Here is a 16,358-nt window from a genome sequence, read left to right on the forward strand (position 1 = left end):
TATGTTGATAAACAATAAAATATTCTGCGCAGCTTGGTTTGCGGTATTTTCTTACGTATTTTTTTCTGGATGCGCTCAGCCTTTACTTGAAGACGTAGAGCAGGCATCCGATTACACTTATCGTATCGGCCCCGGAGATAGCGTAAACATATTCGTATGGGGTAATCCGGAATTGTCGACGTCAGCAGCTGTAAGGCCGGATGGAAAAATAACTGTGCCGTTGGTTGAAGAGCTTTTGGCAAGCGGTAAGACACCCTTCGAGTTGGCGAGAGATATCGAGAAGGTGCTGTCTACTTACGTTAAAAGCCCTCAGGTCGTGGTTATGGTTGGAGGCTTTAAAGGTGTGCGAGATCAGCAAATTCGAATTATCGGAAGAATTGGTGGCGGTGGGGCCGGCGGTGGCGGAGGTGCCAGTGGCGGCGGCGGCGGCGGAGGGATCGGTCGATATCAAGGGAAATCCATCCCTTACGAGAGAGGCATGACATTGCTGGATGTTATTATCCAAATTGGGCTTGATCAATTTGCCGATGGAAACAGGGCAAGCGTTATACGAAACGTTAACGGAGAGTTAAAGCCGTATGCTGTGCGAATCGATGATTTGATTGATAATGCGGATTTAACGGCCAATGTTTTAATGATGCCAGGGGATATTTTAATTATTCCTGATGCGTATTTTTAAAACTGTTTCGGGGTGTTTTTTTAATAATGGTGAATGAATTTAAGGTCTTTTAATTATGCAGCAAGATCTTTCAGAAGTGTATTTTTATTTAAAAGGTACGCTTAAGTACAAACGAGTAGCCGTTATATTCGCGTTGGTGGTATGTATTGGTGCTTGGGCTTATGTGTTTTTAATGCCTGATAGGTTTGAATCTAAGGCGAAGGTGCATATAGATTCGGCCACAGTGATTAGACCGCTCATGAGAGGGATGGTTATTGAGCCAGATATATCTGCTTTGATAAGAATAATACAGCAGTTAATGTTCACCCGGCCTAATTTGGAAAAAATTATCGAATTGTCTCAGTTGAGCCGAGTTCAGGACGATTTCGGCGGCAAATCGGATTTAATCGAACGTCTCAAGAAAGACATTACCATCACTGGCGGAAGGGGGGATATATTCGACATCGCCTTTGCTTCTAAGGATCCCGAAGTGGCAAGGAGTGTGGTGCAAGCGGTGTTAACAGTGTTTTCGGAACAAACCGAAGGTAAAGCGCTGGCTGATGCCAGTGATGCTCAGCGTTTCATAGAGCAGCAGATACGGGATTATGAAATTAGATTGCAGGATGCAGAGAAGGCCAAAGAAGAGTTTAAACGAACCAATTTGGATTTATTGAACGATACCGATCAATTTCAAGCATTGCAGAAAATGAAGGAGCAGTTCCAGGACGCCAATACTGCACTTCAGCAAGCCATATCAAGAAGAGACGTTCTCGCGGAACAGGTAGCCGAAGTCCGAGATTCAGATGAAGATTGGGGGATTCCTACGACCTCCCAAGATGTGCCGTCCGCCGATAACGCCAGAATCGAGTCGCTAAAAGACAAGCGAACTGAGCTTTTATTGAAATACACCGAAAAGCATCCGTCTATAATCGAAATAGATAAGTTGATAAATACGCTGAAAACTCAGGAAGAACAGCAGGCGGCAGGTAAACAGGTTTCGGTGGAAAAAGAAGCTAAGAGCGATGAACAGACTTCGATCGCGCCCGCTAAAATGACAAACCCATATGTGCAAGCCCTGAAAATGGGATTTGATAACGCCCAAGCAGAGGTGGCTTCCAATGAGGCTTTAGTAGATTCGATTCGAAAACGAATAGCCAAACTGGAGGAGGGTTTGAATGAGCGTTTAACTATCGAGACGGAGATGAAAAATCTAAATCGCGATTACGAAACGATCAGTCGTAAATATTCTGAGTTATTGGAAAGAAGGGAGCAGGCACACATCACCGAGCGCGTGGATGATCAAACTTCAAGATTAAAGTTTAAAATAGCTGATCCTCCGAGTAAACCTGATAAGCCGAGCTTTCCGAACAGAAAGTTATTTTATTCGTTGGTTTTACTGGTAAGTATCGTAATAGGGTTTTGCGTCGCTTTTTTAATTTATTTTATTCGTCCGGTTTTTATGTCTACGCGCCAAGTTCGCGTGGTAACTGGACTCCCTTCTTTGGGCAGTGTGTCCTTAACCTCCCAGGGCATAACCAAATCCAGTAACGTCGACTGGGTGTTAGTATCGACGTTGCTGTTATTGGTGGCTGGATATTTTGGAATTATGGCGCTAGAAATACTTAAATAAGGCGTTAATGATGAGTATTATTGAAAATGCGCTAAAGAAAGCGGCTAAACAAGGCTTGGTTGTCAATAGCGAAACTGTCGAGCCAGCCAGTTTGGATGTCGGTAAAAAACCAGGTTTGCAGGATATCGATTTAGTAGAGTCCGACAACACAAATTTCGGTATTGGGACCAAAGTGGTTGCGGACAGGCAGGTCGTTATCGATTGGTAAGCACTATCTGAAAATGGTTTCATTGATAGTAACAATGCTAAGTCTCAACTTGCTGAAGAGTTTCGGGTGATAAAGCGTCCTTTGGTTAACAATATCCAAGGTGCTGAGAATAACGGGATTAACCGGTCTAACCTGATTTTAATATGTAGCAGTTTACCTGGAGAGGGGAAAACATTTGTTTCGATTAATTTGGCACTTAGCATCGCTAATGAAAGAGATAAAAGCGTTCTGCTTATTGATGCCGATGTTGAGAAACCGGGTGTAGCTAAACAGCTTGGAATTGATAACTCTCGCGGATTGATTGAATACTTGGAGGACGACAGAGTCACTTTTTCAGACATTTTATTAAAAACCGATTTGCCGAATTTGAGCATTATTACTGCGGGTAAGCGGCATAAGTACTCAACCGAATTGTTGTCTAGTCAGCGAATGTATTTGTTTGCCGAGGAAGTTAGTCGCCGCTATAAGGATCGTATCGTTATCTTTGACTCCCCGCCGCTCTTGGTTGCTACCCAGGCTCAGATTCTTGCCGAGCTTGTTGGGCAGGTCGTACTTGTTATTGCTGCGGAAGTTACTCCGCAGAGTGTTGTAAATGAATCGGTTTCGAAACTGAGCAATTGTGACGTGGTAATGACGTTGCTAAATAAAACGAGAAAAGAAATAGATATATACGGTCATAACTACAGTTACGGGAAATATGGCCATTTTTGATTGTCGTGGGGTTTCGTTTGATAAAGCCAGCCGGCGTCTGCTTGCCGCAGGCCTTTTTGCTTATTTTGGTTTTTCAGAAGTCTGTTACGGATTTGATTGGCGCGTGACTCCTAGTTTATCTGCTTCCGAAACGTTCACTGACAATATAAATCTCGCTAACGTTGATAAAAAAAGCGGCTTCGTGACCGAAGTTACCCCAGGGCTATCATTAAACGGTGCATCCCCTTGGAGTAATTTTAATCTGAATTATCGGCTGCAGAGTTTGCACAATGCCGGTGGGCGTGATGATCTGGATTTTAATCACCAACTGAATATGTCGTCTTTGTATCAGGCGGTGAGGAATACATTATACATACAGACTACAAGTTCAATTAGTCAACAAAATATTAGTAATGCGTTTGTTACCACCGATAATATTTCCGGTTCCGGTGGCCGAACCGAGAATAAGAACTTTAGTATCTCTCCTTATTGGACGCCACGATTCGGTTCGTTTGGGAGTGGGTTGGTCAAGGTTGGATATAGTCGGTCTACTTTTGACAACGCTACTTCGGAAGGGACAACAGGTGTGGTCCCGGATAATTTTGTAACTGATTCCGATACTTTTACGCGCCAAGCCCGTCTATCGAGCGGATCTTTTTTTAGCAGCGTGAATTGGGCTCTAAATTATTCGTCGACGGAACAAACTAGAGGAACAGGTCAGGATGTCCGTTTTGAACAGTATCAAGGAGATATGCGTTATTTTTTTAATCGAAAGTTCAGCGTTTTCGGTCAGGCAGGGTTCGAAAATAATGATTATCAGACTACGCAAAATAGTATACGAAACGGCTTCTTCTATACTCTTGGCGGACGCTGGAGCCCCAGCCGCTGGTATTGGTTAGAAGTAGGTTTGGGTAATAACAAGCATGCCACGCTACAATTTAATCCGTCGAACAATTTTAGTTCTACCATTACATATCGTAACAAGGATGTAGGGCTGAACACTGGAGACTCTTGGGATGCGAGTCTGAGGTATCAGCTTCAGCGAGCTAATATCGGCTTCAACTATAGTCAAGAGACTACCACAACTCAGCAGTTATTGACCGAGCAGGGCTATTTCCTCAGAGATGCATCTGGGAATCTGAGTCAAGTGATCAACACTCAAGATTTAATTACTCAGGGTTTTTTGATGGTGGACCCGTCAGACCCAACCGGAACTCGGTTAATTCCCGGCCCCAATTTTAATAACTCTCGGCTCGTGGCAAATCCATTCGATTTGGTCAATGATGTCATTATTCGCAAACGCGGAGCATTGTCGGTCAGTTACCAATCCGGCAAAAGCAGTTATAACGCTTCGGTTTATAACGAGAGGCGGTCATATGAACTTCGAGCTGGCGAGGACATGTCTTATGGCATTTCCGGCGGGTGGCAGTGGCAAATCGAGCCAAGGTTGGACTTTTACCTAAGGCCATCTTGGCAGCATAACGAGGGCCAAATTACGGATAACACCCGGTACGATGTCGCATTGGGCCTTACGCGCGCAATACCTATAAATCTCGGAAGACCGTTACTGATGAATACCAGATTAGAGTTTCGCCACATCAACCAAAGTTCTGACACTTCACGTTTCGACTATACTGAAAACCGTGCAACAGCCAACTTCAATGTTCGTTTCTGAATTATCTTAAGAATGTACGACGGTTTTTATAATCTCACCCAAAAGCCTTTTCAGCTCAGCGCGGATCCTGATTTCTTTTTCCAAAGCTCAGTCCATAAACGGGCGTTGGCCTATATGCATTATGGCCTGACCCAGGGTGAAGGCTTTGTGTTGGTCATCGGTTCGCCCGGTACCGGCAAGACCATGTTGGTAAAAAGTTTGATCAAAAATTTGAATAAAGACAAATTGTTGATCGGCGTAATGATGACGTCTCAGGTCGGGCCGGAAGATACTCTGAGAATGGCTGCATCAACGTTCGGTTTCACATTTTCCTTGACTGACAAGGCTAGTTTGCTATCGGGCTTTGAAAAATTCATCGTCGAAAAAGCGAGAGAAGGAAGGCGGTTATTGCTGATTGTGGACGAAGCGCAAAATTTGCCTAAACAGTCGCTGGAAGAGTTGCGAATGTTGACGAATCTGGATGTGAACGGCAACCCAGTATTCCAGGTGTTTTTGGTTGGACAGACGGAATTGAAGCGCACTATTTATGCGGCTGACATGGAACAGTTAAAACAACGCATAGTTTCCACATTCCAACTCGATCCTTTGGATTTGGAAGAAACTAAGGAATATATTTTGTTTCGCCTGCAAACTGCCGGTTGGTGCGGAACGCCGGAATTTGCTCCGGGTGTTTTCGATGTGATTCACGAATTTACCGGCGGTATACCTCGGCGAATTAACTCGTTGTGCGATCGTCTATTGTTGTTCGGTTATTTGGAGGAACTGGCACTATTGAACGAAGAAGCAGTGCAAAAGGTGATTGTCGAAGTCAAAGAGGAGATGTTGCTCGAATCGGGAGATGAAGACTTTCATATGCCACCCCTGGTTTCCAGTCGTGTTGGTGGTCTCGATGCGAGCTTGGAGCAAAGATTGGATCGCTTGGAAAGTATCGTGGACGGCTTAAGGGTTAGCGCCAATAAGGAGAAAGCCCTGCTTAGAAAGGCGATCTTGCTACAGTTGGATATGGATAGCGTTTACGGTGAAACAACGGATTCCGAATAGGGTTAATAATGCCTAAAACTATAGTCTGTGTCGTCGGCGCACGGCCGAATTTTATGAAAATGGCGCCTATTATTCGGCAAATGCAACAATTAAAAGATCGGATCGTCCCTTATCTTGTGCATACGGGCCAACATTACGATCAAACGATGAAGGATACGTTTTTCCAACAATTGGGTATTCCGGAGCCGGATTGCGATTTGGGGGTTGGATCGGGGACGCATGCGGTCCAAACCGCAAATGTCATGTTGCGTTTCGAGCCGGTTCTGGACGAGGTCAAACCCATTGCCGTTCTGGTTGTTGGTGACGTTAATTCTACGATTGCATGCGGATTGGTAGCGGTTAAAAAAAATATTCCGCTGATTCATGTGGAGTCGGGATTGCGGAGTTTTGATCGGGAGATGCCGGAAGAGATAAACCGTATTCTTACCGATCAGATTTCGGACTTGCTATTTACGACCGAACGAGCGGCGGAAACCAATCTGGTTAAAGAGGGAATTGCGCTCGAGCGGATCAAATTCAGCGGCAATGTCATGATAGATACCCTGCTGGCGAATTGCAGACAGGCCGATTCCTTGTCTCAGATTTTGCAAAAATATGGCGTCGATTGCCTTGTCTCCGAAAAAAAGTATGCATTGTTAACTATGCACAGGCCGTCTAACGTCGATGATGTTGAAACACTATCGCGCTTGGTTTCGGTAATTGTGGATATCAGTAAAAAATTGCCTGTGGTGTTCCCTGTACATCCTCGGACCCAGCAAAAACTGCGCGAGGCTGGTTTGTTATCGCAGTTGGCGGAGCAGGATATCGTATTGCTCCCACCAGTGGGCTATCTGGAGATTTTGGGATTGATGCAGTCAGCCCAGTTAGTGTTGACTGATTCGGGCGGGCTACAGGAAGAAACCACTGCATTGGGTGTGCCCTGTATCACCCTCCGCGAAAATACCGAGCGGCCTATTACCGTAACTGAAGGTACCAATACTATTGTGGGTAGTGATCCTATCAAAATCATGATGTGTGTCGACGATATTATGGCGACCGGCGGTAAATCAGGTCGGGTGCCTGAATATTGGGATGGTCGGGCGGCCGTTAGAATCGTGGAGGAGATTTTGCGGCATTATCAATTAGCGGGCTAACAAACTGATGAACGCAGCAATTAAGCCTGTTAACGCGATGACAGTGGATGTCGAAGATTACTTTCAGGTGTCGGCATTCGAGCGGCATATAGCGCGCGACCAGTGGGATAATCTTCCGCACCGGGTCGAGCAAAATACCAGCCGAATTCTTGATTTGTTTGAGCAGAGGCAGGTTAAAGCGACGTTTTTCACGTTGGGTTGGGTCGCCGAGCGTTATCCTGAACTGATACGGAGAATCGTTGCCGATGGCCACGAGTTAGCGTCCCACGGCTACCAGCATACTCGCGTTACTGAACAGACGCCGGACCAATTTCTAGAAGACCTGCGCCTGAGTAGAAATATTCTGGAAGATACTTCGGGGCAGGCTGTTATCGGCTACCGAGCTGCTAGCTATTCGATAGGCGCAAACAACCTTTGGGCTTTGGAAATTTTGCAGGAAGAAGGGTTTGTTTATAGTTCCAGCATTTATCCAGTAAAGCACGATTTATACGGCATGCCAGATGCGCCGCGTTTCGCTTATCGGCCAGCCAACGCCCCAGGCTTATTGGAAATTCCGATAACTACGTTGAATCTGCTCCAGCGTAATATTCCGTGCGGTGGCGGCGGATTTTTCCGCTTATATCCCTATTCTTTCTCTAAGTGGGCTTACCGCTACATTAATAATTACGAAAAGCAGCCCGGTATATTTTATTTTCACCCGTGGGAAATCGATCCGGAGCAGCCCCGGCGAGAGGGATTATCGTTTAAAACCCGCTTTAGGCATTACCTAAATCTCGGCAAGATGCACCATAGACTGGATAACCTGCTTAGCGATTTTGCCTGGGACACCATGCGTAATGTATTCCTAACCCAATCAGACCGTCCCCACCAACCATGATTAAATTGCTTGAGCCCTCCCAAACAGAGCGTTGGGATAAGTTTGTTTTGGCAACTTCCGGAGGCAGTTTTTTTCATTTGGCGGGGTGGCAGCAAGTAATCAAACAGGCTTTCGGGCATCCTACTTATTACTATTATTGCGAGCGAGACGGTCAAATCACCGGGATATTGCCCTTAACCCACATTAAAAGTCCGTTGTTCGGAAATACTTTGGTTTCGAATGCGTTCTGCGTATACGGCGGTATCCTGGCGAGTGACGATCAGTCATTCACGGCCTTAAAAACGCAGGCGCAGCAATTAGCGAGGGATTTGAGGGTCGATTGTCTGGAAATGCGAAATCGGGTGCAGGCACATCCAGAGTGGCCTCATAAAGAACTTTACGTGACCTTCAGAAAAGAACTGGATCCGGACGTTGAAAAAAATCTAAACGCGATACCCAGAAAACAAAGGGCGATGGTACGTGCTGGTATCAGGGCCGGTTTGGTTAGCATTATCGACGACAATGTAGATCGCTTCTATGCCGCCTATTCGGAAAGTGTCAGAAATTTAGGCACGCCTGTTTTTTCGAAAAACTATTTTCGCATCCTAAAGGAAGTTTTCGGCAACCGTTGCGAAGTGCTGACTGTAGAGCATGAAGGGCGCTTAATTGCCAGCGTCATGAATTTCTATTACAAGGATGAGGTTTTACCGTACTACGGCGGCGGTGTTGAAGCAGCTAGGGATCTGAAAGGTAACGATTTCATGTATTGGGAAGTGATGCGCCGTGCTGTAGAGCGAGGGTGCAAGATTTTCGATTACGGCCGCAGTAAAATCGGTACCGGATCCTTCCGTTTCAAGAAACACTGGGGTTTCGAGCCCGAGCCCTTGTTTTATGAAGTAGATTTAGTAACGGCAAAACAAATTCCGGAAATCAATCCGCTCAATCCAAAATACCAACTGTTTATAGCTGCTTGGAAAAAACTGCCGCTCCCGGTTAGTCAGTGGATCGGTCCTTGGTTAGCCAAAGACTTGGGTTGAGCATGAAGCCCAATTTGCTGTATCTGGTTCATCGGATACCTTATCCGCCGAACAAGGGCGATAAGATCCGCTCCTTTCACTTTTTACAGGCGTTGTTGGCAGACTACGACATTTTTCTAGGTACGTTTGTAGACGACCCTGATGATCGCCAGTACGTCGGTGCCTTGGCTGATGTGTGTAAACAAGTCTGTTGCGTCGATCTCGATCCTCGACTCGCAAAACTCAAGAGCGTGTCCGGCTTGTTGACGAATGAAGCCTTAAGTTTACCGTATTATCGCAATGCCGAATTGCAAGCTTGGGTAGACCAGACTATCCGTGAGCATTCTATCAATCGGGCGTTGATATTTTCTTCGCCAATGGCTCAGTTCGTGCGTAAGCATGCTGCGTTAACGGTTGTTGCCGATTTTGTTGATGTCGATTCCGACAAATGGCGGCAATACGCCCAGAGCAAGGCGTGGCCTGCTAGCTGGGTTTATCGGCGTGAGGCCCAAAAGTTGTTGGAGTTCGAGCGCGTCATGGCGGCGCGCACCGCCGCCACTTTGTTCGTGTCGGAACAAGAAGCCCGTCTATTCAGATCGTTGGCGCCCGAGGCCGCGGACAAAATTACGTACGTGAATAATGGTGTCGATATAGAGCGCTTTGATCCTGCGCTTAGTTATCAACGGCCGTTCTCTGCCGATATGAAATCGATTGTCTTTACCGGAGCCATGGATTATTGGGCTAATGTTGATGCGGTTAAATGGTTTGCGGAACAAGTGTTGCCGTTGATTTTGGCAAAAAGTCCCGCATTGCGGTTTTACATCGTCGGCTCCAAGCCGGCGCGAGAGGTTCTGCAATTGGCCGAGAATAGTGCTGCGGTGATTGTCACCGGTCGCGTCGACGATGTCAGGCCATATATAGCCTACGCCGATTTGATCGTGGCGCCGTTGCGGATTGCTCGCGGTATTCAAAATAAGGTTTTGGAAGCCTTGGCGATGAATAAGCCAGTGGTTGTCTCTTCTGCCGGAATGGAAGGCATACCGATCACGCAGGATTTGCAGTTGGCGGTGGCCGACACCGCGGAAAATTACGCCGACCGGGTTTTGGCGTTTTTAGAAAACCAGCCGGAGCGTGGTGATTCAAACCGCCGTTTTGTGCAAGACCGTTTCGGGTGGGCTGAGAATGGCCGGCGGCTGCGCCAAATGCTGGCTGGGGAGTGAGGCTGTGTCCGAAGCGAAGCCGCCGTTGATTGTACATATCATTTACCGACTGGGAGTTGGTGGGCTCGAAAATGGTCTGGTTAATATTGTCAATAAATTGCCGACAACTCGTTATCGTCACGCGATCATTTGTTTGACTGAAAGCACCGATTTCAGTCAACGTATCTGTCGGCCCGACGTCGAAATTTTTGAATTGCACAAACGGCCCGGTCAGGATTGGCGCTCCTTTCGTAGCGTTTATCGGTTATTGAAGCAATTGCGGCCGGCAATCGTCCACACGCGCAATTTAGCGGCCATCGAATACCAAGTTTGCGCTTTGTTGGCGGGTGTGAGTTACCGCATACATGGCGAGCATGGCTGGGATGTGTTCGATCCCGACGGGAGCAACGTCAAGTATCAGTTGTTACGCAGAATACTGGGGTCGATTATTCATCGATTTATTCCATTGTCCCGCCATCTGGAAAGCTACCTGCGGGATAGGGTGGCAATATCGGGAAGCAAGATTACTCGTATTTGTAACGGAGTCGACACAACGGTGTTTTATCCTGGCGAGAATGAGGCTATCGTTCCGGATGGTTGCGGTTTGGCATTGCGCGATAAAGTTGTGATTGGTACCGTCGGCCGTATGCATGGGGTTAAGGACCAAATTACCCTAGTCCGCGCTTTTATCCTAAGCTGTCAGCAATCGGCAGAATTTGCCGAACGTTGCCGATTATTTTTAATTGGCGATGGCCCGTTGAAAGCAGAAGCTATCGATTTGTTGAGTGCCTCGAATTTAGCGGATTGCGTCTGGTCGCCTGGAGAGAGAGCCGATATTCCGGTGATATTGCGTGCAATGGACATTTTTGTGTTGCCCTCGATTGCAGAAGGGATCTCAAATACGATTTTGGAAGCAATGGCTAGCGGTTTGCCGGTTATCGCAACCCGTGTCGGCGGCAATCCGGAGCTCGTGACCGATGGCGAGACAGGTCGATTGGTTCCGGCTCAGGATGTCGTAAGTCTGTCGATGGCTTTGAATGAATTGGCGTTAGATGGCGAATGCCGCCGCCGCTTTGGAGAAGGTTCCCTGAGGCGAATTCATGCTGAGTTTTCAATCGATAGTATGGTGGCTCGTTACCAGCAAGTGTATGACGGGCAATAATTTGCGTCGGAGAGATTTTATATGTGCGGGATAGTGGGTATTTTCGATATTCGGGGATTGAGCGAAATAGACCGCAGTCTGCTGTCGCGCATGAACGAGTCCCAGTTTCATCGCGGCCCGGATGAGGGTGGGCTACATACCGAACCTGGATTGGGATTTGGTCATCGCCGCTTATCGATTATTGATTTGTCTAGTGGGCAGCAACCGATGCACAGCCAGGACGGAAACGTCGTATTGACGTACAACGGCGAAGTTTATAATTTTCCTGAACTACGTTTGGAACTCGAAGCTTTAGGCTACGGCTTTAGAACTCACTGTGACACCGAGGTCATTTTGTACGCCTGGCAGGCGTGGGGCGAGGCTTGTGTCGAACGCTTGCGCGGCATGTTTGCATTTGCGATTTGGGATAGACTGAAGCAAACCTTATTCCTGGCTCGTGACCGTCTTGGGGTTAAGCCCTTGTTCTATGCGGAGCTGTCAAACGGACAGTTTATTTTTGGTTCTGAACTCAAGGCATTGACGCAGCATCCGTTGTTGCCTAAGGACGTCGATGTCACGGCCATAGAGGACTATTTCGGATTTGGTTACATTCCCGATCCGAAGACCATCTACCGGGGGGTGTACAAGTTGGAGCCCGGTTATTGCTTGACCATCAAGCGGGGCGATGCGGGTTTTCGGCCGAAGCAATATTGGGATGTAACGTTCCAGCCTGTGGGTTCGGTTGACCCCGTCCAAGCCGGCGAGGAGCTAATTGCTCGTTTGCGGGAAGCGGTTAAAATTAGGATGGTTGCCGATGTGCCTTTAGGCGCATTTTTATCCGGCGGCGTTGATTCCAGCGGCGTGGTGGCGCTGATGGCAGGTTTGTCCGCTGATCCGGTGAACACCTGTTCGATTTCTTTCGGTGACCCTAATTTTAACGAGTCTGAATTTGCCGCTAGAGTTGCCGAGCGTTACCACACCGCCCACCGCGTAGAGCAGGTCGATCCAGATGATTTCAGTTTGATCGATCAGCTTTCCGGCTTGTACGATGAACCTTACGCCGACAGTTCCGCGTTGCCCACTTATCGGGTGTGCGAATTGGCCAAGAAGCAGGTTACCGTGGCGCTCTCCGGTGATGGCGGCGACGAGAGTCTGGCTGGATATCGCCGCTACCGCTGGCACACCTATGAAGAACGGGTCCGATCCGTATTACCGGACGCATTGCGCATGCCGTTGTTTTCCGCTCTCGGTAGGGCCTATCCGAAGTTGGATTGGGCGCCGAAAATACTTCGCGCAAAAACGACTTTGGAGGCGATCGGTCGAGATTCGATGGCCGGTTATTTCCATAGCGTTTCCGTGTTGTCGAATGCTATGCGTACCGAATTGTTCAGCGAAAGTTTGCGGCGTGATTTGCAAGGCTATCAGGCGGTTGAGGTGTTCCATCGTTACCGGGATCGGGCTCCGCAGGATTCGTTGTCGATGGTCCAGTATTTGGATCTGAAGACTTATTTGGCTGGTGATATTTTGACCAAAGTCGATCGGGCCAGTATGGCTCACGCGTTGGAAGTGCGTGTGCCGTTGCTAGATCATAAGCTGGTGGAATGGATGGCAACTTTGCCGCCTGAATTAAAGTTAAAAGGTCGGGAAGGTAAATATGTTTTCAAGAAAGCGTTGGAGTCATATTTGCCGTACGATGTTCTCTATCGACCTAAAATGGGTTTTTCGGTGCCGCTATGCAGTTGGTTTAGAGGTCCTTTGAAACAGCGGGTGCAAGACGCTTTGTTGGGTAGCACGCTGGCGAACACAGGTTGGTTCGATCATAGTTATTTACAGCATATCGTTAGTCAGCACCAATCGGGGTTGCGCGACTACAGTGCCGCAATTTGGTCTCTATTGATGTTCGAGGCCTTTGCGCGGAATAATCTGACCTGATAGTTAAGAAATATCCCTTGTACAACTGTGCAATAGACACCGGAAAAGTGTTTTGCTAAAGTGTGACGTAATTCAAAGTTAAATCCAGGGTGAGCAGAAATGAGCGATGCAAATAATACGTTGCCCGAACATGGCGAACAATCAACCGGCGGTGCGGCCATAGACAAAACGCGGCGGACGTTCGCAAAGGCCAGTGTCGCTGTTCCGATCGTCATGACTTTAGCCAACCGTTCGGCATGGGGCGGAGGGAAACGGAGTTGTGGCACGATTTCCGGTTTTCAATCTTACGCCAGCGCTGGGAATGTTGATCCCTCAGGCACAGGAACCTATGTGCCGCCGACTCCAAATCCACCCAGTCATTACTGTGGAGCAGGCACGGCAACAAATTGGCCGACAAACACCACCATCAAGTGCAGACCATTCACCAAGACTCACGAAAGTGGGGCGCCTTTGGAAGGCGGCTATTGTTTGCGTGATAGATTGTTAAGCGACGGTTCGCCATCGACTTCTACAACGAATAAAGGTAAGTGGAGGGCCAGAGATACTTGGGACTCTACTGTTGGAACAAGTACTGCATCCCAATACAATACTGTGGGCCAGTTCAAGCATGCTGATGTCAAATCGTTAGAAAATGCTTCAACTTATATCACCTTGGAATACGCGCGAAGCAATGGAGTGCCGGACGACAGATCGTTGCACGATTGCATTCGAGATTTGAGTGCCGGAAGTTACACTCTGGACAACTGTTTCGCTTGGTTATTTGTAAATGCCTGCCATGGCAAAAACTTTATAGGCACTACTCCGGCCGATGTCAGAAGATGTTACACAGATTATGACGAGGCGACGGTTATCGGTTTTTGCAAACACCTTATCGGTAATTGTTAGTATTTGGGGAAGTAATCCCGCCGTGCTAAATGGTGCTACCGTGCTGTGGCGTAGTGTTGGAAATGTGATATGCCATCAGTATGATGACGCATTGCTTGTTTTCCATGAGTCCTCTGGCGAAACCCACCTTATGGCAGGTGTTTCAAAATCTTTGCTTGAATATTGCTGTTCGGGGGCTATATTTAGTCTAGACGATTTGCTGGAGTGGGCTGGTCAAACAAATGGCGATAAAACCGACGTGTGCCAGTCGCGCGATTTGATGCTATCGACTCTCGCAGAAATTTCCAAAATTAACCTTATCGAAACAATTCGTTGCGAGTACGTGAGTTAAGTTTACCTGCTGTTCGCGAGGCGATATCCGGGAGCGGATTGATACTTCAAATCGGTTGTTTCGTATTTTCAATTAAGTCAAGAATTAAGTGTCTGGCGGAAGCTATATCTTCTCTTTATGGAGATTACGAATTAGCGGATGACTCCTTCATTGACTTTCATGTCGACTTAAATGTCGTAAACGATGTAAGCAGACTTTTTTTTCGCAAGAAGGCTGTTTTTCTATCGGACGGCTTTGCACCGTTTGACCCGTTGCCATATCAGCATGCCCCCGCTTTAATAGAGTGGGGTATGAACTGGTGTGTTTCCAGCCAAATCAATACATTTTTGATCATTCACGCCGCCGTGGTCGAGAAACACGGTTACGCAGTGGTAATGCCGGCGCCGCCGGGTTCGGGAAAAAGTACGTTGACGGCTAGTTTGGTACAAGAAGGGTGGCGCTTGCTGTCCGACGAATTAACCTTGGTGGATCTTCAGACTGGTTCCGCGAGTCCTTTCCCACGTCCCATTAGTTTAAAGAATGAGTCTATCGATCTAATCAGGTGCCGCTACCCCAAAGCGGTATTCGGCCCATTAAGCTCTGACACGGTCAAAGGTAGCGTTTGCCATGTGCAACCGCCTACTGCCAGCGTCGAAATGCAACACCAATCGAGTCCCATTGGTTGGGTGGTGTTCCCTAAATACCAGCAAGGAGTTGAGGCCGAGCTTCTAAACATTGGTAAAGCCGAGACCGTTATGGAACTGGCGGATAATTCGTTCAACTACAGCATATTGGCCACAACCGGGTTTAATGTGCTTACTGATATCGTTGACCAAGCCGATTGTTACCGTTTTCGATACAGTCGGCTTGACGATGCAATAGCGGCATTCGAGAACTTAGCCTACTCGAAAAAATGATCGAGTTTCCTCTTATCGTAAAAGTTCTTAACGGCGAGATGTCGGCGCCAGAACTGACGTTGAAACAATGGGAACTATTGATTCGCCAAGCTCAAGCGTCAATGCTCGGGGGCGTCTTATGTTATCGGTTCGATCCTGACTCGATTCCGAGTAGAGCGTTACGTCATTTGCAATCGGCGCGGGTTCATTCCGACAAGCAAGTCAACGATTTGTTGTGGGAAATTCATCACCTAAAGAAAGTGGCTGCTGAGTTGGGCTTGCCTTTAATCTTGCTTAAGGGTGCCGCCTATGCCGCTTCTGCCTGTCCGGCTGCTAGAGGTCGTTTTTTTTCGGATATCGACTTGTTGGTACCGAAACCGGTCATCGCCGAAGCCGAGAAAAAGTTAATGGCCCATGGCTGGGTCAGTAGTTTGCATAATACGTACGATCAGTATTACTACCGGAAATGGATGCACGAAATACCGCCGTTGCGGCATGTATTTCGCGGCAGCGTTATCGATTTGCATCATAATATTCTGCCGCTCACATCCAAAGCCTGTCCTAATGCCAGTTTGCTTATCGAAGCAGCAGTCAATGTAGGCGACAATCCGCAAATTCGTGTGTTGCAAATGCCGGACATGGTAGTCCACAGCGCGGTACATTTGTTTTACGATGGCGAATTGGATCACGGATTGCGCGATTTGGTGGACCTGGACAGTTTGCTTAGAAACAGTTCCGAGGATATTGCTATGCTTGTGGTCGAGCGGGCTTTTGAGTTGGGGCTGCAGCGGAGTATTTTTTATGCTTTCCGGTATCTGAATATCATTCTGCAAACACCCATTTCTGCGGAAGTGCAGCAACGAAGTCAACAGGCGGCGCCGGGACGCTTCGGATTACAGATGATGGATTTCTTGTTTCTCAGGGCGCTCATGCCGGCGCACCCGAGTTGCGGCGATCAATGGACTGGGTTAGCCCGATGGCTGTTATATGTAAGGTCCCATTGGCTGAAAATGCCCTGGTATTTGCTGTTTCCGCATTTGTCTAGAAAAGCTTGGTTTAGGCTGATGGGTAAAGAAAAACATTAGTTT

The 16,358-nt window shown here is 47.6% G+C and carries 15 protein-coding genes; all 15 read left to right on the forward strand.

The window, feature by feature from the left end; all coding sequences use genetic code 11:
* Position 1: 1 nt before the first annotated feature.
* The gene (locus C2U68_RS00750) at positions 2 to 679 is read left to right on the forward strand and encodes a polysaccharide biosynthesis/export family protein (protein WP_140910597.1); all 678 of its coding nucleotides are present in this window, start codon (positions 2 to 4) and stop codon (positions 677 to 679) included.
* Positions 680 to 734: 55 nt separating this feature from the next.
* The gene (locus tag C2U68_RS00755) at positions 735 to 2,288 is read left to right on the forward strand and encodes an XrtA system polysaccharide chain length determinant (RefSeq protein WP_140910598.1); all 1,554 of its coding nucleotides are present in this window, start codon (positions 735 to 737) and stop codon (positions 2,286 to 2,288) included.
* Positions 2,289 to 2,298: 10 nt separating this feature from the next.
* A complete protein-coding gene (locus C2U68_RS21470) occupies positions 2,299 to 2,496 on the forward strand; it encodes a hypothetical protein (protein ID WP_260839150.1) in 198 nt (65 codons plus the stop codon).
* A 21-nt stretch (positions 2,497 to 2,517) separates the two neighbouring features.
* The gene (locus tag C2U68_RS00760) at positions 2,518 to 3,207 is read left to right on the forward strand and encodes an XrtA-associated tyrosine autokinase (RefSeq protein WP_260839163.1); all 690 of its coding nucleotides are present in this window, start codon (positions 2,518 to 2,520) and stop codon (positions 3,205 to 3,207) included.
* Positions 3,194 to 4,861: a TIGR03016 family PEP-CTERM system-associated outer membrane protein gene (locus C2U68_RS00765; RefSeq protein WP_140910599.1), complete on the forward strand. Its 1,668-nt coding sequence runs from the start codon at positions 3,194 to 3,196 to the stop codon at positions 4,859 to 4,861. Before C2U68_RS00760 ends, C2U68_RS00765 begins: the two co-directional genes overlap by 14 nt.
* A 12-nt stretch (positions 4,862 to 4,873) precedes the next feature.
* Positions 4,874 to 5,902, forward strand: coding sequence for an XrtA/PEP-CTERM system-associated ATPase (locus C2U68_RS00770; RefSeq protein WP_140910600.1), 1,029 nt, complete (start codon positions 4,874 to 4,876; stop codon positions 5,900 to 5,902).
* 8 nt (positions 5,903 to 5,910) lie between these two features.
* Positions 5,911 to 7,035 carry a non-hydrolyzing UDP-N-acetylglucosamine 2-epimerase gene (wecB, locus tag C2U68_RS00775; protein WP_140910601.1) on the forward strand — a complete coding sequence of 375 codons (1,125 nt, stop codon included), beginning with the start codon at positions 5,911 to 5,913 and terminating at the stop codon, positions 7,033 to 7,035.
* Between the two features lie 7 nt (positions 7,036 to 7,042).
* A complete protein-coding gene (locus tag C2U68_RS00780; protein ID WP_140910602.1) occupies positions 7,043 to 7,912 on the forward strand; it encodes an XrtA system polysaccharide deacetylase in 870 nt (289 codons plus the stop codon).
* Positions 7,909 to 8,928: a FemAB family XrtA/PEP-CTERM system-associated protein gene (locus tag C2U68_RS00785; protein ID WP_140910603.1), complete on the forward strand. Its 1,020-nt coding sequence runs from the start codon at positions 7,909 to 7,911 to the stop codon at positions 8,926 to 8,928. Before C2U68_RS00780 ends, C2U68_RS00785 begins: the two co-directional genes overlap by 4 nt.
* 2 nt (positions 8,929 to 8,930) lie before the next feature.
* On the forward strand, positions 8,931 to 10,127 hold the full coding sequence (locus C2U68_RS00790) for a TIGR03087 family PEP-CTERM/XrtA system glycosyltransferase (protein WP_140910604.1): 1,197 nt from the start codon (positions 8,931 to 8,933) through the stop codon (positions 10,125 to 10,127).
* A gap of 4 nt (positions 10,128 to 10,131) precedes the next feature.
* A complete protein-coding gene (locus C2U68_RS00795; protein ID WP_260839151.1) occupies positions 10,132 to 11,268 on the forward strand; it encodes a TIGR03088 family PEP-CTERM/XrtA system glycosyltransferase in 1,137 nt (378 codons plus the stop codon).
* A 21-nt stretch (positions 11,269 to 11,289) separates the two neighbouring features.
* Positions 11,290 to 13,179: an XrtA/PEP-CTERM system amidotransferase gene (locus C2U68_RS00800; RefSeq protein ID WP_140910605.1), complete on the forward strand. Its 1,890-nt coding sequence runs from the start codon at positions 11,290 to 11,292 to the stop codon at positions 13,177 to 13,179.
* Positions 13,180 to 13,278: 99 nt separating this feature from the next.
* Entirely contained in the window at positions 13,279 to 14,064 is a 786-nt protein-coding gene (locus C2U68_RS00805) for a hypothetical protein (protein ID WP_140910606.1), read from the forward strand.
* 369 nt (positions 14,065 to 14,433) lie between these two features.
* A complete protein-coding gene (locus C2U68_RS00810) occupies positions 14,434 to 15,291 on the forward strand; it encodes an HprK-related kinase A (RefSeq protein ID WP_260839152.1) in 858 nt (285 codons plus the stop codon).
* Entirely contained in the window at positions 15,288 to 16,355 is a 1,068-nt protein-coding gene (locus tag C2U68_RS00815; RefSeq protein ID WP_140910608.1) for a nucleotidyltransferase family protein, read from the forward strand. Before C2U68_RS00810 ends, C2U68_RS00815 begins: the two co-directional genes overlap by 4 nt.
* The last annotated feature ends 3 nt before the right edge of the window (positions 16,356 to 16,358 follow it).

It is taken from the genome of Methylomonas koyamae (assembly GCF_006483455.1).
Taxonomy (GTDB): Bacteria; Pseudomonadota; Gammaproteobacteria; order Methylococcales; family Methylomonadaceae; genus Methylomonas; species Methylomonas koyamae_B.

Bases quoted from the DNA above. Each gene is read 5' to 3' on its own strand.
- C2U68_RS00750 (WP_140910597.1), top strand. From the start codon at position 2: ATGTTGATAAACAATAAAATATTCTGCGCAGCTTGGTTTGCGGTATTT.
- C2U68_RS00755 (WP_140910598.1), top strand. From the start codon at position 735: ATGCAGCAAGATCTTTCAGAAGTGTATTTTTATTTAAAAGGTACGCTT.
- C2U68_RS21470 (WP_260839150.1), top strand. From the start codon at position 2,299: ATGAGTATTATTGAAAATGCGCTAAAGAAAGCGGCTAAACAAGGCTTG.
- C2U68_RS00765 (WP_140910599.1), top strand. From the start codon at position 3,194: ATGGCCATTTTTGATTGTCGTGGGGTTTCGTTTGATAAAGCCAGCCGG.
- C2U68_RS00770 (WP_140910600.1), top strand. From the start codon at position 4,874: ATGTACGACGGTTTTTATAATCTCACCCAAAAGCCTTTTCAGCTCAGC.
- wecB (WP_140910601.1), top strand. From the start codon at position 5,911: ATGCCTAAAACTATAGTCTGTGTCGTCGGCGCACGGCCGAATTTTATG.
- C2U68_RS00780 (WP_140910602.1), top strand. From the start codon at position 7,043: ATGAACGCAGCAATTAAGCCTGTTAACGCGATGACAGTGGATGTCGAA.
- C2U68_RS00785 (WP_140910603.1), top strand. From the start codon at position 7,909: ATGATTAAATTGCTTGAGCCCTCCCAAACAGAGCGTTGGGATAAGTTT.
- C2U68_RS00790 (WP_140910604.1), top strand. From the start codon at position 8,931: ATGAAGCCCAATTTGCTGTATCTGGTTCATCGGATACCTTATCCGCCG.
- C2U68_RS00800 (WP_140910605.1), top strand. From the start codon at position 11,290: ATGTGCGGGATAGTGGGTATTTTCGATATTCGGGGATTGAGCGAAATA.
- C2U68_RS00805 (WP_140910606.1), top strand. From the start codon at position 13,279: ATGAGCGATGCAAATAATACGTTGCCCGAACATGGCGAACAATCAACC.
- C2U68_RS00815 (WP_140910608.1), top strand. From the start codon at position 15,288: ATGATCGAGTTTCCTCTTATCGTAAAAGTTCTTAACGGCGAGATGTCG.